This is a genomic window from Streptomyces sp. NPDC002476 (genome assembly GCF_042889785.1).
Lineage (GTDB): Bacteria > Actinomycetota > Actinomycetes > Streptomycetales > Streptomycetaceae > Streptomyces.
On record NZ_JBIARH010000004.1, the window covers coordinates 182,886 to 196,616 of the forward strand.

A 13,731-nucleotide genomic window follows, 5' to 3' on the forward strand; every position below is an offset into this window, starting at 1 on the left:
AGCATCGGCGGGAATCTGCCGACCGATGAGCTGCCAGGACCCGTGGCGTCCGGTGCGCCCGGACCGGCGGCGGAGCCCGTGCAGTACGACGACGGGTTCGGGCCGCAGGTCGGGGTGGGCCCGCATCCCCTGCCCTGGCCCGTGGACGAGCGGTACGACCCCGAACTGCTCGCCCACGGGGACCGGCGCAACGTCGGCGACGCTTATCGCTACTGGACGCGGGAGGCGATCGTCGCCGACCTGGACCTGCGGCGGCACGACTTCCACGTGGCGGTCGAGAACTGGGGCCACGACTTCAACATCGGCTCCGTGGTGCGGACCGCGAACGCGTTCCTCGCCAAGGAGGTGCACATCGTGGGGCGACGGCGCTGGAACCGGCGCGGTGCGATGGTCACCGACCGGTACCAGCACGTGCGGCACCACCCCGACACGGAGTCGCTGACCACGTGGGCGGCCGCGGAAGGCCTGCCGATCATCGGCATCGACAACCTTCCGGGCTCGGTTCCGCTGGAACGCACCGAGCTGCCGCGTCGATGCGTGCTGCTCTTCGGACAGGAAGGGCCCGGGCTGACCGAGGAAGCCCGCGAGCACGCGGCGATGGTGTGCTCCATCGCCCAGTTCGGGTCGACACGGTCGATCAACGCGGGCGCCGCCGCCGCGATCGCCATGCATGCGTGGGTGCAGCGGTACGCGGAGATTCCGGAGCCGGGGCAGTAGCCGGGGCAGCAACAGGGCAAGCGCCGCCTCAGGACTCCTGGCGCGGGCGGGAACATCCGGCGAGGCCAGGTCGCGGATGTGGGCGCGGATGCGGACACGGACGCGGGTACGGTGCCGTTGCTGGTTTCCCGGCTCTCGGCTCCCGGACCCGACCTCGGCCCATGACCCTGCCCCTGACCGTGACCCGAGGCCCGGCCCTTCGCCCCCGGCCGGCTCCTCGTCGCCCGGCCCGGTGTCACGCCTGGCGACGGACTTCCACCATACGGAAGCGGTTGGCCACGAAGGCCCCGTCGCACAGAGCCGCGTTCGCTGCCGGGTTGCCGCCCGAGCCGTGGAAGTCGGAGAACGCCGCGGTCTGGTTGACGTAGACGCCACCCGTGAGGTTCAGCGACAGTTGGGCCGACTCGTCCAGGCAGACGTCCTCGACGGCGCGCTCCACGTCCGGTGAGGTGGTGTACGCACCGACGGTCATCGCGCCCTTGTCGCGGATCGTACGGCGGAGCAGTTCCACGGCGTCGGCCGCCGAGTCGACAGCGACGGCGAAGGAGACCGGTCCGAAGCACTCCGACATGTAGTGCTCCGCGTCGTCCGGCTTGTTGCCATCCAGCTTGACGATCACGGGCGTGCGGACCACGGCGTCGGGGAATTCCGGGTTGACCACAGCGCGGGAGGGCAGGGCGACCTCGCCCAGCCCCGCGGCCGCCTCCAGCCGGGCCTTCACATCGGGGTTGACGAGGGCGCCGAGCAGGGCGCCCGCCCGCGCGTCGTCTCCCAGCAGGCCGTCGACCGCGGTGCCGATGTCGGCGACGACCTCGTCGTACGTCTTGTCGCCGGCGTCGGTCGAGATGCCGTCGCGGGGAATCAGCAGGTTCTGCGGGGTGGTGCACATCTGGCCGCTGTACAGCGAGAGGGAGAAGGCCAGATTGGAGAGCATGCCCCGGTAGTCGTCGGTGGAGTCGAGGACGATCGTGTTGACCCCGGCCTTCTCCGTGTACACCTGCGCCTGGCGGGCGTTGGCCTCCAGCCAGTCGCCGAAGGCGGTGGACCCGGTGTAGTCGATGATCTTGATCTCGGGGCGTACGGCGAGGGTCTTCGCGATGCCTTCGCCGGGCCGCTCGGCGGCCAGGGCGACCAGGTTGGCGTCGAAGCCCGCCTCGACGAGCACCTCGCGGGCCAGCCGGACCGTGAGCGCGAGCGGGAGCACGGCGCGCGGATGAGGCTTGACCAGGACGGGGTTGCCGGTGGCCAGCGAGGCGAACAGGCCCGGGTAGCCGTTCCACGTGGGGAACGTGTTGCACCCGATCAGCAGCGAGATGCCGCGGGGAGCCGCGGTGAACGACTTGTGCAGCCGGAGCGGATCGCGCTTGCCCTGCGGCTTGGACCAGTCGGCGCTCCCCGGCGTGCGCACCTGCTCCGCGTACGCGTACGCCACGGCCTCCAGCCCGCGGTCCTGGGCGTGCGGGCCGCCCGCCTGGAGCGCCATCATGAACGCCTGGCCGCTGGTGTGCATAACGGCGTGGGCGAACTCGTGGGTCCTGGCGCTGATCCGCGAGAGGATCTCCAGACAGACCAGGGCCCTGGTCTCGGGGCCCGCCGCCCGCCACGCGGCCATGCCGGCACGCATCGCCGGGAGCAGCACGTCCAGGTCGGCGTGCGGATACTCGACGCCCAGCTCCGGTCCGTACGGAGACACCTCTCCGCCCGTCCAGCCGTCGGTGCCGGGCTGGCCGAGGTCGAGGCGGGTGTGCAGCACGGCGTCGAACGCGGCCTTGCCCTCGGCGGCGCCCAGGCTGCCTGGGGCTCCGCCCTCGCCGTACGCCTTCGGGTGTTCGGGGTGCGGGGACCAGTACGCGCGGGTACGGATCGCGTCGAGGGCCTGGTCGAGCGTGGGGCGGTGCTTCTCGGAAAGCAGATGCGGGGTGAGCTCGGCGGCCATGACGGACCAACTCCTCATCGAGCTGGGCAGGAACGGGTGGACAGAGTTAGAGTAACCGAACGATCGGTCGGGACAAGGGGGCCCGCCAAACCTGTGGACAACTCGTAGGGGAGGATCGCGGACATGACCACGGCCAAGCGGGACACGTACACCCCGGAGACCCTGCTCACCGTCGCCGTCCGCGTCTTCAACGAGCGCGGCTACGACGGCACGTCGATGGAGCACCTCTCCAAGGCGGCGGGCATCTCCAAGTCCTCCATCTATCACCATGTCACCGGCAAGGAGGACCTGCTCCACCGTGCGGTGAGCCGGGCGTTGGACGGGCTCTTCGGGATTCTCGACGAACCCGGTGCCACACACGGGCGGGCGGTCGAGCGCGTCGAATACGTCACGCGACGGACCGTCGACGTGCTGATAGCCGAACTGCCCTACGTCACTCTGCTGCTGCGGGTGCGGGGCAACACGAAGACCGAGCGCTGGGCGATGGAGCGGCGGCGCGAATTCGACCAGCGGGTGACGGATCTGCTCGGGGCGGCCGTCACGGAGGGTGATCTCCGTTCCGACGTGGACATACGGCTGGTGACGCGGCTGCTGTTCGGAATGGTCAACTCCCTGGTGGAGTGGTACCGGCCGCAGCCGGACAGCGGCGCCGACGGCGAGCGGCTGGCGGACACGCTCGTCCGGGTGGCCTTCGAGGGGATGCGGTCCAGCTGCTGAGACCGCTGACACCGTTGAGACACCGCTGAGACCCGGCGCCGGGGTCGTGGTCGACGCCGATGCGGGCGTCGGTCAGGTGAGCTCGGCGGGCCTATCCGGGCCCGGGGCCAGGTCCGTCTCCTCGAACACGAGAAGCGTGCGGGTGGAGAGCACCTCCGGAATGGACTGGATCTTCGTCAGGACCAATTCGCGCAGCGACCGGTTGTCCGGGGTGTGCACCAGCAGCAGCACGTCGAAGTCGCCGCTGACGAGCGCGATATGGGTCGCGCCCGGCAGGGCCTGGAGCTGCTCGCGCACGGTGCGCCAGGAATTCTGGACGATCTTGAGCGTGATGTAGGCGGAGGCGCCCTGGCCCGCCCGCTCGTGGTCCACGCGGGCGCTGAACCCACGGATCACGCCGTCGTCGATGAGCCGGTTGATCCGCGCGTACGCGTTGGCGCGGGACACGTGGACGCGATCGGCCACCGACCGTATTGAGGCGCGGCCGTCCGTCTGGAGCAGCCGCAGGATGTCGCGGTCGACGGCGTCGAGCGGGCGTGCCGGCGGGATCCGGTCGGGTTCTGCGATCCCGTCGGCCATTTGTTCAGCTGCCATGTGCCCGCGCCTCCTCGTCCTGGACGACCTGTCCCTATCCCAGGCTGTGGATAACCGTTTGTCCACAGGCTGAAGGCGCCTGTAGCCAAAATGCGCTCGCGACCGAACAATCGGTAGGTGAGGCACGCCATAGCCGCGCCTCGGACAGCGCTCGACATTTCGATGTATTTCGACACTCCTCGGCATCGGACGATCCCCCCGGGACCAGACGAACCCCGAAGCCGACAGACGCCGCTCGAAACCCCTCGACGCCAGGAGGTGCTTGTCATGACGGTCCAAGAGCTGCCCGGCGCGGCCGCTTACCGCCCCACGCCGCCCCCGGCCTGGAAGCCGCTCACCGATGCCGCGCCGCTGCTCCCGGACCCCGAGCCGTACCGCGTGCTCGGTACGGATGCCGCGGGCGACGCCGATCCCGGGCTGCTGCTCCGGCTCTACGCGGAACTGGTCCGCGGTCGCAGGTACAACGCGCAGGCCACCGCCCTGACCAAACAGGGACGGCTCGCCGTCTACCCGTCGAGCACCGGGCAGGAGGCGTGCGAGACAGCGGCCGCGCTGGTGCTGGAGGACCAGGACTGGCTCTTTCCCAGCTACCGCGACACGCTGGCGGCCGTGGCGCGCGGTCTGGACCCGGTCGAGGCGCTGACGCTGCTGCGTGGCGACCGGCACAGCGGTTACGACCCGCGTGAGCACCGCATCGCACCGCTCTGCACCCCGCTTGCCACCCAGTTGCCGCATGCCGTGGGCCTGGCCCATGCGGCGCGCCTGCGGGGCGACGACGTCGTGGCGCTGGCCATGGTCGGCGACGGCGGCACCAGCGAAGGGGATTTCCACGAGGCGCTCAATTTCGCGGCCGTCTGGCGGGCCCCGGTCGTCTTTTTCGTGCAGAACAACGGCTTCGCGATCTCCGTGCCGCTGGCGAAGCAGACCGCGGCCCCGTCCCTGGCGCACAAGGCCGTGGGGTACGGGATGCCGGGCCGGCTGGTGGACGGCAATGACGCGGTGGCCGTGCACCAGGTCCTCGGCGAAGCGGTCGCGCGGGCGCGGAGCGGTGGCGGTCCTACGCTCGTCGAGGCGGTGACATACCGCATGGATGCCCACACGAACGCCGACGACGCCACGCGCTACCGCACCGACAGCGAGGTGGAGGCGTGGCGTGCGCACGATCCGATCCAGCTCCTGGAACGGGAGCTGACCGAACGAGGGCTGCTCGACGACGGTGTGAGGGAAGAAGCGCGCGCGTCCGCCGAGCGGATGGCGGCGGCGCTGCGTGAGCGGATGAACGCCGATCCGGTGCTGGACCCCATGGATCTCTTCGCCCACGTCTACGCGGAGCAGACCACGCAACTGCGTGAGCAGGCCGCCCTGTTGCACGCGGAGTCGGAAGTCGAGCAGGACCAGCGGTACGACCAGCAGGACCGTGACGGAACGGAGGAGGGGCGATGACCACCGCAGCGGCGCCGACCGGCGAGCGGACCGCGAAGACCAGGCCCGCCATGATGGCGCAGGCTCTCGGACGGGCGCTGCGCGACTCGATGGCCGAAGATCCGACGGTGCACGTCCTCGGTGAGGACGTCGGCACGCTCGGCGGGGTCTTCCGGATCACCGACGGTCTGGCGAAGGAGTTCGGCGACGATCGCTGCACGGACACCCCGCTGGCCGAGGCGGGCATTCTCGGCGCGGCCGTCGGCATGGCGATGTACGGGCTGCGGCCCGTGGTGGAGATGCAGTTCGACGCGTTCGCCTATCCGGCGTTGGAACAACTCATCAGCCATGTCGCCAAGATGCGGAACCGGACGGGCGGCGCCATGCCGCTTCCGATCACGGTCCGGGTGCCTTACGGAGGCGGGATCGGAGGGGTCGAGCACCACAGCGATTCCTCGGAGGCGTACTACATGGCGACGCCCGGCCTCCATGTCGTCACCCCTGCCACGGTCGAGGACGCGTACGGGCTGCTGAGGGCGTCGATCGCCTCCGACGACCCGGTGGTCTTCATGGAGCCGAAGCGGCTCTACTGGTCGAAGGCGGACTGGTCGCCCGACGCGCCCGCGGCCGTCGAGCCGATCGGGCGAGCCGTCGTCCGCCGACGTGGGCGCAGCGCGACGCTGATCACGTACGGCCCTTCGCTTCCGGTCTGCATGGAGGCCGCGGAAGCGGCGGTCGAGGAGGGCTGGGACCTCGAAGTCGTCGACCTGCGTTCGCTGGTGCCGTTCGACGACGAGACGGTCGGTGCCTCCGTACGGCGTACGGGGCGCGCGGTCGTCGTCCATGAGTCCTCCGGTTTCGGTGGTCCGGGCGGTGAGATAGCGGCCCGGGTGACCGAGCGGTGCTTCCACCACCTGGAGGCGCCGGTGCTGCGGGTCGCCGGGTTCGACATTCCGTACCCGCCGCCGATGCAGGAGCGGCACCATCTGCCGGGCGTGGATCGGGTGCTCGACGCAGTCGCCCGCCTGCAGTGGGAGGCGGAGAGCTGATGGCCCAGGTACTCGAATTCAGGCTGCCGGACCTCGGTGAGGGGCTCACGGAGGCGGAGATCGTGCGCTGGCTGGTGGAGGTCGGCGATGTCGTCGCCATCGATCAGCCGGTCGTCGAGGTCGAGACGGCCAAGGCGATGGTGGAGGTGCCGTGCCCGTACGGGGGGGTGGTGACGGCTCGGTTCGGTGAGGAGGGTACGGAACTTCCGGTCGGAGCCCCCCTGTTGACCGTGGCGGTGGGATCCGGGGAGGACGGAGGGACCGAGGCGTCCGCAGGGGCTGGGACGTCTGCGGAGTCCGGAAGGACCGTGAGGGCTGAGGGATCCGTGGGAGGTGCGGGGGCCGCGGGACCCGGCGGGTCGTCGGGTGCCGGGGCCGGGGCCCGGGCCGCGGGGGTGTCCGGGGCCGGTGAGGCGGAGTCGTCCGGCAACGTACTCGTCGGGTACGGGACCGGCGCGCCGGTGGCACGCCGTCGACGGGTGCGTCCTTCGGCGTGGGCGGTGGCGGGCGTCGAGCGGGAGACGACCGGTTCGGCCGGGGCCGCTCCGGTGGCTCGCGCCGCCGTTCCCGACGCGGAGCGGGGGCCGGTGGCCGTTGTCTCGCCGCTGGTGAGGAAGCTGGCGCGACAGCACGGCCTCGATCTGCGCCGACTGGTGGGATCCGGGCCCGAGGGGCTGATCCTCCGGGCCGATGTCGAGTCCGCGATCAGGGCGTCGGAGCAGGCTGCGGAGGTCCGTGCCGCCGCCCCCGTCTCCGCTGCCACAGGCACCGCCTCGCAGTCGGCTGCGGTCCCGCAGCCGGTTGCGCCGTCGGCGCCGTCGATGCGGCCCGCGTCGGTGGGTCAAGGGGCGGTTCCGGTTGCGGAGCGGATCCCGCTGCGGGGTGTACGGGGCGCGGTCGCCGACAAGTTGGCGCGCAGCCGCCGGGAGATTCCCGACGCCACGTGCTGGGTCGACGCGGATGCCACCGAGCTGATGGCGGCCAGGGCCGCGATGAACAGCGCGGGCGGCCCGGCGGCGAGCGCCAAGGTGTCGGTGCTGGCTCTGTTGGCGCGTATCTGCACCGCCGCGCTGGCCCGGTTCCCCGAGCTCAATTCCACGGTGGATCCGGAGGCGCGGGAAATAGTGCGGCTGCCGGAGGTCCATCTCGGGTTCGCGGCACAGACCGATCGTGGACTGGTCGTCCCCGTCATACGGGACGCGCAGGCCCGGAACGTGGAGTCGATCGGGGCCGAGATAGGCCGACTGACCGAGGCGGCGCGGGCGGGGAGGCTCACTCCGGCGGAACTGACCGGGGGCACGTTCACGCTGAACAACTACGGGGTGTTCGGCGTCGACGGCTCGACCCCGATCATCAACCACCCGGAGGCGGCGATGCTCGGCGTCGGCCGGATCGTGTCCAAGCCGTGGGTGCACCGGGGCGAACTCGCAGTCCGCCAAGTCGTCCAGCTCTCGCTGACCTTCGACCACCGGGTCTGCGACGGCGGTACGGCGGGCGGGTTCCTGCGCTACGTGGCCGACTGCGTGGAGCAACCAGCGGTTCTGCTGCGCACGTTGTAGCCGGACGGCCGGGGAACGGTCGCGGATTCCGTCCCTCCGCGTGCTCCTTGCCTTTCCTCACCGCCTTCTCGCCCCCTCCTCGTCCGTGTCTGCGTCTGTGTCCGTGTCTGCGATCGGTCTGCGCCAGCGGTCGCGCAGGGACACGCGGACATGGCGGGGAGGGGACGGGGGGACGAGAGGCACGGCGAGGAGCGGGGCCGGAAGGACCGGGAGGACCGGGAGGACCGCCGGGAGGGCGTGGCCCGCATACTCGGAGGCATGACCGCGTATGACGCCATCGTCCTTGCCGGAGGAGCCGCCGCACGACTCGGCGGAGCGGACAAGCCCGGAATCCGGGTCGGCGGCCGCACGCTGCTCGACCGGGTGCTCGCGGCCTGTGCAGGCGCCTCGACCACCGTGGTGGTGGGCGGGCGTCGGCCCACGGCGCGTGCGGTGACCTGGACACGTGAGGTTCCGCAGGGAGGCGGGCCGTTGGCCGCGTTGGACGCCGGGGTGCGGCACACCCGAGCGGAACAGGTGCTCGTGCTCTCCGCCGATCTGCCGTTCGTCGCGGAGAGCACTGTCGCGGCGCTGCTGGACGCCGTCGGCGACGGCGAGCAGGAGGGGGCCCTGTGCACGGATCATGAAGAGCGCGACCAGCCTCTCGTGGCCGTCTACCGGGCCGAGCCGCTGCGCCGTGAACTCGCCCTGATCGCCGTCGAGCACGGCGGTCTGTCCGGACTTCCGCTGCGGCTGCTGACGGAGGAACTGGATCTGGTGCGGGTGCCGGCCGGCCCTCTCGCCTCCTTCGACTGTGACACCTGGGAGGACGTCGCGCAGGCCCGAGCCCGCATCAGGGAGCATGGGATCGTGCTGGACGAATGGATCACCACAGTCAAGAACGAACTGGGCATCGAGCTCGATGTGGACACCGAGGTCCTGCTCGACCTCGCCCGTGATGCCGCTCACGGTGTCGCCCGGCCCGCAGCGCCGTTGACGACCTTCCTGGTCGGATACGCGGCGGCGAAGGCGAGCGGTGACGGCGACGGCCCGGCAGCGGTGGCCGAGGCAGCCCACAAGGCTGCCGCGCTGGCTCGGCGGTGGGTGGACGAGAACGAGAGTCGATGACGACCCGGGACGACGGGCCCGACCCGTTTCCGGGGTGGAGCCCGGGGCTGAGCACGAGCCATGGCCCTGGCCCGGCAGCGGGACCGGACCTGGGAACGGGACAGGGCCCGAGTGTGAATCCGGGACCTGAGCCGGGCGCGGCTCCGAGCGCGGAGCAGGGTGTGCCCCCGGGGTCGGGTGCGAATCCGGCTCCGGGTACGAATCCGGCTACGGGTGCGAGCCCGGAGGAGGCGCGGGCCGCCGAGGAGGAGCTGGCTGTCGAGCAGGCCCTTGCCCTGGTCAGACGTCAGTCGTCGGGTGAGCCCCGTCCTACGGGTCGGCCCGCCTCGGCGGATCAGGGGCTCGATGCTCACCGGGCCGTCTCCGCCGGGCAGGGGTACGCGGCCGGCCGGCCCGGCCCCGCATCCGAGCACGAGGACGCGGCCCGGTCGTCTGCCCCGGACCGGCATGCCGACCGGCCCCCTGCGCGGGATCGGCGCGGGCGGTCGACCTCCTGGCCGGAGGCGCGCGCACTTGCCGCCCGGTCGGGCCGCGGCGACCCCGTCCGCGTCCGGCACCTTCCCCTCGACCGGGCACTCGGGCACGTACTCGCCGAACCGCTCATGGCACTCACCGATCTGCCGCCCTTCGACACCTCCGCCATGGACGGCTGGGTCGTCAGCGGGCCGGGACCGTGGACCGTCCGCGAGCCGGCGGAGAGCGAGGAAGGTCTCAAAGGGGCCGGGGACGCGGCTCCCGGTCCTGGGCCGAGCCCGGACCCGGGCGCGAAGAGCCGGCCGGTCCGGGACCGGGGGATCCTCGCCGGTCACAGTGCTCCCGCCAGGCTCCCCGACGGGGACGCCGTACGGATCGCCACCGGTGCGCGCATCCCGGCGGATGCCAACGCCGTGATCCGTAGCGAGCACGGCCATGTCGACGAGGCCAAGGGACTGCTCCACGCCCGGTACCGGGTGCACCCCGGGCAGGACATCAGGCCTCGCGGCCAGGAATGCCGCTCCGGTGATCTGCTGCTGCCCGCCGGAACCGTGGTGACCCCCGCCGTTCTCGGACTGGCCGCCGCCGCGGGATACGACGGACTGGCCACCGTTCCGCGCCCCCGCGTCGATGTCCTCGTCCTCGGCGACGAGCTGCTGACCAGCGGTCTGCCGCACGGCGGACTGATCCGCGACGCGCTCGGGCCGATGATCGGCCCCTGGCTGCGGGCGCTGGGTGCCACCGTCTCCGCCCCGCAGCGTCTCGGCGACGACGCGGCAGCCCTTCGGCGCGCGCTCACCGGTTCCGACGCCGATCTTGTCGTCACCACGGGCGGTACGGCCGCGGGCCCAGTCGACCACGTCCATCCGGTGCTCTCCGAGCTCGGGGCCGAGCTGCTGGTCGACGGTGTCGCCGTTCGTCCGGGCCACCCGATGCTGCTGGCCAGACTCAAGGCAGCCGGACCGTACGTTGTCGGGCTGCCCGGCAACCCGCTGGCCGCCGTGGCGGGTCTTCTCACGCTCGCCGAGCCGCTGCTCCACGGCCTGGCCGGCCATGTTCCGTGCGAGCCGTACTGGGCCGCTGTCCGCGACGAGTTGCCCGGGCATCCGCATGACACCCGGCTGGTGCCCGTCGTCCACCGGGTGGCCGTTTCCCGCCACGAAGCGACCGGGCGCCGGGGGAGCGGCGGCCGAGGAGCCGGGGGCCGGGGAGCCGACCGCCCGACCGGTGGCGCGGGTGCGCGTGACATCGGAACCGGAGGAGTTGCCGAGTACGTCGTACCACTGCGTTACGACGGTCCGGCGATGCTCCGGGGGGTCGCCGCGGCGGACGGGCTGGCCGTTGTGCCGCCGGGCGGGGTACGGTCCGGCACCGAGGTGGAGATTCTCGAACTACCGTGGGCGTCGGCGACGCCGTGGACGGAAGGGTGTTTCACGTGAAACTTCCCGGCCACGATGCGATGGCCAGGCGCGCTGACGAGCATGTCGTCCCCACACGGGTACAGCTCCCGCGCAGGGTCGTCGACCGGCCGGCCCGGCAGGTGGCCAAACGGTTGTTGATGGCGCTGCTGGTGCTGGCCATCACCGTGGTGATCGTCTACGTGGACCGTGACGGATACCACGACGGCGCCGATGGCAAGGTGGACCTGCTGGATGCGGTGTATTACACGACGGTCACCCTCTCCACCACCGGATACGGCGACATCACCCCGTACAGCGACAGCGCCCGGCTCGCCAATGTGGTGCTTGTGACGCCGCTGCGGGTGCTCTTCCTGATCATCCTGGTCGGCACCACCCTTGAGGTCCTCACGGAACGGACCCGGGAGGACTTCCGGCTGAAGCGTTGGAGAACCAACTTGCGTGACCACACCGTCGTCGTCGGATTCGGTACGAAGGGCCGTTCGGCCATCCAGACCCTGCGTGCCTCAGGCCTGAGAAATGACCAGATCGTCGTCGTCGATCCGGCGAGCAAGGTGATAGAGATCGCCAACGCCGAGGGATTTGTGGGGGTGGTCGGCGATGCGACGCGCAGCGACGTGCTGCTGCGGGCCGAGCTCCAGAAGGCGCGTCAGATCGTCATCGCCACGCAGCGCGACGACACGGCGGTGCTGGTGACATTGACGGCGCGGCAGCTCAACCGGAGCGCGAAGATCGTCGCCGCGGTGCGTGAGGAGGAGAACGCCCCGCTGCTGCGGCAGTCCGGTGCCGACGCCGTGATCACCAGCGCCAGCGCGGCCGGACGACTGCTCGGCCTCTCCGTCCTCAGCCCCAGCGCGGGCACGGTGATGGAGGACCTGATCCAGCAGGGCAGCGGCCTCGACCTCGTCGAACGACCGGTGATAAAGGCCGAGGTGGGCAAGAGCGTCCGGGAGACGGACGATCTCGTGGTCAGTGTGCTGCGCGGGCACCGGCTGCTCGCCTACGACGACCCGGCGGCGAGCCCGTTGCAGCTGACGGACCGCGTGATCACCATTGTGCGCGCCACGAACGAACAGGCGCTCGGCAACCCGGCGCCCGGCGGCCCCCGCCCGTAGGCGGCGTTCGGACGCACCGCATGCCACCGGCCTGTACGGTGGCGCTGTCCGACCTCGTGCGCGTTGCTGGTCGGCTCCCGTGAGGGGGTGGTCTCCCCTGTCACGGGGGTTGTCCGGCTTGCGTCAGGGCGCCCGGCCCGCGGCACGGAGTAGCCTCGCGGCCATGTATGCGATCACCATCCCCGAACCCGGTGGCCCCGAGGCGCTCGTATGGGCCGAGGTGCCCGATCCGGTGGTCGGCGAGGGCGAGGTCCTCGTCGATGTCGTGTCCAGCGCGGTCAATCGCGCCGACGTGCTGCAGCGGCAGGGGTTCTACAACCCGCCGCCCGGGGCGTCACCGTACCCGGGCCTGGAGTGCGCGGGCCGTGTCTCGGCGGTCGGCCCCGGGGTCAGCGGCTGGTCGGTCGGCGACGAGGTGTGCGCGCTGCTCGCCGGTGGCGGATACGCGGAGAAGGTCGCCGTGCCGGTGGGGCAGTTGCTGCCGGTGCCGGAGGGGGTCGACCTGGTGACGGCCGCGGCGCTGCCCGAGGTGACGGCCACGGTCTGGTCCAACGTGTTCATGGTGGCCCATCTGCGCCCCGGCGAGACCCTGTTGGTGCACGGCGGGTCCAGCGGAATCGGCACGATGGCGATCCAGCTCGCCAAGGCGGTGGGCGCGCGGGTCGCGGTGACCGCGGGCGGACCGGAGAAGCTGGCGCGCTGCGCGGAGCTCGGGGCCGACATCCTGATCGACTACCGCGAGCAGGACTTCGTCCAGGAACTGCGCAGGGCGACGGACGGGGCGGGCGCGGACGTCATCCTCGACATCGTCGGCGCGAAGTACCTGGACCGGAACGTGAAGGCACTCGCCGTCAACGGCCGACTGGCCATCATCGGGCTCCAGGGCGGAGTGAAGGGCGAGCTGAACCTGAACGCCCTGCTGCGCAAGCGGGCCGCCATCACCGCGACCTCGCTGCGGGGCCGTCCGCTCGCCGAGAAGGCGGCGATCGTCGCCGCCGTACGCGAGCATGTCTGGCCGTTGATCGCCGGTGGGGTCGTCCGGCCGATCGTGGACCGCTCGCTGCCGATGCCGGACGCGGCCGAGGCCCACCGGGTGCTGGAGTCCAGCGCCCACATCGGGAAGGTGTTGCTGCGGAACCCGGCGGCCTGACCGCGCGCGGCGTCCGCCTGACCGCTGCCCGTGCCTGGTCGACCGCGCGCGGCGTCTGCCTGACCGCTGCCCGTGCCTGGTCGACCGCGTTCCGTGCCTGGGCCGACGGTGCTCCGGACGCCCTGACCGGTGCCCGCGGCACGTGCGGCCCACGCGCGCACGGCGACGCATCGCGCTCGTGCCGGGCGCGTACACACGCACGTCGGGCGCGGGTCGCGGCGACCGCGGGCGGGTCCCTACGCGTCCGTACGGGGACGTGCATGGAGAGGCCCGGCGCACCGGTCGTCGACCGGTGCGCCGGGCCTCCTGCTCGATGTGATCGACCTGCTCGGTGCGATCGATGTGGTGTCCGGGTGTGAGCGAAGCGAGCGGTGCAGACCGGACGATCGGCGTACGGGCCGCCGACCACCGGTCACGACCACGGGCTCGCAGGTCGGAGAAACGGGCCAGACGCAGGGCCTGGGGCGTGTTGC

11 protein-coding genes are annotated in these 13,731 nt (G+C 71.7%); 9 read left to right on the plus strand and 2 right to left on the minus strand.

Annotated elements, in window-relative coordinates:
* Positions 1 to 15 precede the first annotated feature (15 nt).
* A complete protein-coding gene (locus ACFYXM_RS06615; RefSeq protein WP_389287711.1) occupies positions 16 to 717 on the plus strand; it encodes a TrmH family RNA methyltransferase in 702 nt (233 codons plus the stop codon).
* A 235-nt stretch (positions 718 to 952) separates the two neighbouring features.
* Here the strand turns inward: ACFYXM_RS06615 and paaN are convergent, their stop codons facing one another.
* Positions 953 to 2,653, minus strand: a complete 1,701-nt coding sequence (paaN, locus tag ACFYXM_RS06620) for a phenylacetic acid degradation protein PaaN (protein WP_389287462.1) — start codon at positions 2,651 to 2,653, stop codon at positions 953 to 955.
* Positions 2,654 to 2,776: 123 nt separating this feature from the next.
* Here paaN and ACFYXM_RS06625 point away from each other — a divergent pair, with 123 nt between their 5' ends.
* Positions 2,777 to 3,370 (plus strand): TetR/AcrR family transcriptional regulator, encoded by a 594-nt coding sequence (locus tag ACFYXM_RS06625; protein WP_389287464.1) that lies wholly within the window; start codon positions 2,777 to 2,779, stop codon positions 3,368 to 3,370.
* A gap of 72 nt (positions 3,371 to 3,442) precedes the next feature.
* Here the strand turns inward: ACFYXM_RS06625 and ACFYXM_RS06630 are convergent, their stop codons facing one another.
* A complete protein-coding gene (locus tag ACFYXM_RS06630) occupies positions 3,443 to 3,964 on the minus strand; it encodes an Lrp/AsnC family transcriptional regulator (RefSeq protein ID WP_389287465.1) in 522 nt (173 codons plus the stop codon).
* Positions 3,965 to 4,231: 267 nt separating this feature from the next.
* Between ACFYXM_RS06630 and pdhA the strand changes: the two genes are divergently transcribed.
* The 7 genes from pdhA (at position 4,232) to ACFYXM_RS06665 (ending at position 13,258) form a co-directional block, all read left to right on the plus strand.
* Positions 4,232 to 5,407, plus strand: coding sequence for a pyruvate dehydrogenase (acetyl-transferring) E1 component subunit alpha (gene pdhA, locus ACFYXM_RS06635; RefSeq protein ID WP_389287466.1), 1,176 nt, complete (start codon positions 4,232 to 4,234; stop codon positions 5,405 to 5,407).
* Positions 5,404 to 6,435, plus strand: a complete 1,032-nt coding sequence (locus ACFYXM_RS06640; protein WP_389287468.1) for an alpha-ketoacid dehydrogenase subunit beta — start codon at positions 5,404 to 5,406, stop codon at positions 6,433 to 6,435. Before pdhA ends, ACFYXM_RS06640 begins: the two co-directional genes overlap by 4 nt.
* Complete coding sequence (locus ACFYXM_RS06645; protein ID WP_389287470.1) at positions 6,435 to 7,994, plus strand: dihydrolipoamide acetyltransferase family protein; 1,560 nt, start codon at positions 6,435 to 6,437, stop codon at positions 7,992 to 7,994. The genes ACFYXM_RS06640 and ACFYXM_RS06645 overlap by 1 nt, the downstream gene beginning before the upstream one ends.
* A gap of 258 nt (positions 7,995 to 8,252) precedes the next feature.
* Entirely contained in the window at positions 8,253 to 9,101 is an 849-nt protein-coding gene (locus ACFYXM_RS06650; RefSeq protein WP_389287471.1) for an NTP transferase domain-containing protein, read from the plus strand.
* A complete protein-coding gene (locus ACFYXM_RS06655) occupies positions 9,098 to 11,014 on the plus strand; it encodes a molybdopterin-binding protein (protein WP_389287473.1) in 1,917 nt (638 codons plus the stop codon). Before ACFYXM_RS06650 ends, ACFYXM_RS06655 begins: the two co-directional genes overlap by 4 nt.
* Complete coding sequence (locus tag ACFYXM_RS06660; protein WP_389287475.1) at positions 10,972 to 12,108, plus strand: potassium channel family protein; 1,137 nt, start codon at positions 10,972 to 10,974, stop codon at positions 12,106 to 12,108. The genes ACFYXM_RS06655 and ACFYXM_RS06660 overlap by 43 nt, the downstream gene beginning before the upstream one ends.
* A gap of 163 nt (positions 12,109 to 12,271) precedes the next feature.
* On the plus strand, positions 12,272 to 13,258 hold the full coding sequence (locus ACFYXM_RS06665; protein ID WP_389287476.1) for an NAD(P)H-quinone oxidoreductase: 987 nt from the start codon (positions 12,272 to 12,274) through the stop codon (positions 13,256 to 13,258).
* Positions 13,259 to 13,731: the final 473 nt, after the last annotated feature.

What these genes read in the sequence shown, in the direction of transcription:
- ACFYXM_RS06665 (WP_389287476.1), top strand. Translation starts at nt 12,272, where the DNA reads ATGTATGCGATCACCATCCCCGAACCCGGTGGCCCCGAGGCGCTCGTA.
- pdhA (WP_389287466.1), top strand. Translation starts at nt 4,232, where the DNA reads ATGACGGTCCAAGAGCTGCCCGGCGCGGCCGCTTACCGCCCCACGCCG.
- ACFYXM_RS06630 (WP_389287465.1), bottom strand. Translation starts at nt 3,964, where the DNA reads ATGGCAGCTGAACAAATGGCCGACGGGATCGCAGAACCCGACCGGATC.
- ACFYXM_RS06650 (WP_389287471.1), top strand. Translation starts at nt 8,253, where the DNA reads ATGACCGCGTATGACGCCATCGTCCTTGCCGGAGGAGCCGCCGCACGA.
- ACFYXM_RS06655 (WP_389287473.1), top strand. Translation starts at nt 9,098, where the DNA reads ATGACGACCCGGGACGACGGGCCCGACCCGTTTCCGGGGTGGAGCCCG.
- paaN (WP_389287462.1), bottom strand. Translation starts at nt 2,653, where the DNA reads ATGGCCGCCGAGCTCACCCCGCATCTGCTTTCCGAGAAGCACCGCCCC.
- ACFYXM_RS06625 (WP_389287464.1), top strand. Translation starts at nt 2,777, where the DNA reads ATGACCACGGCCAAGCGGGACACGTACACCCCGGAGACCCTGCTCACC.
- ACFYXM_RS06640 (WP_389287468.1), top strand. Translation starts at nt 5,404, where the DNA reads ATGACCACCGCAGCGGCGCCGACCGGCGAGCGGACCGCGAAGACCAGG.
- ACFYXM_RS06645 (WP_389287470.1), top strand. Translation starts at nt 6,435, where the DNA reads ATGGCCCAGGTACTCGAATTCAGGCTGCCGGACCTCGGTGAGGGGCTC.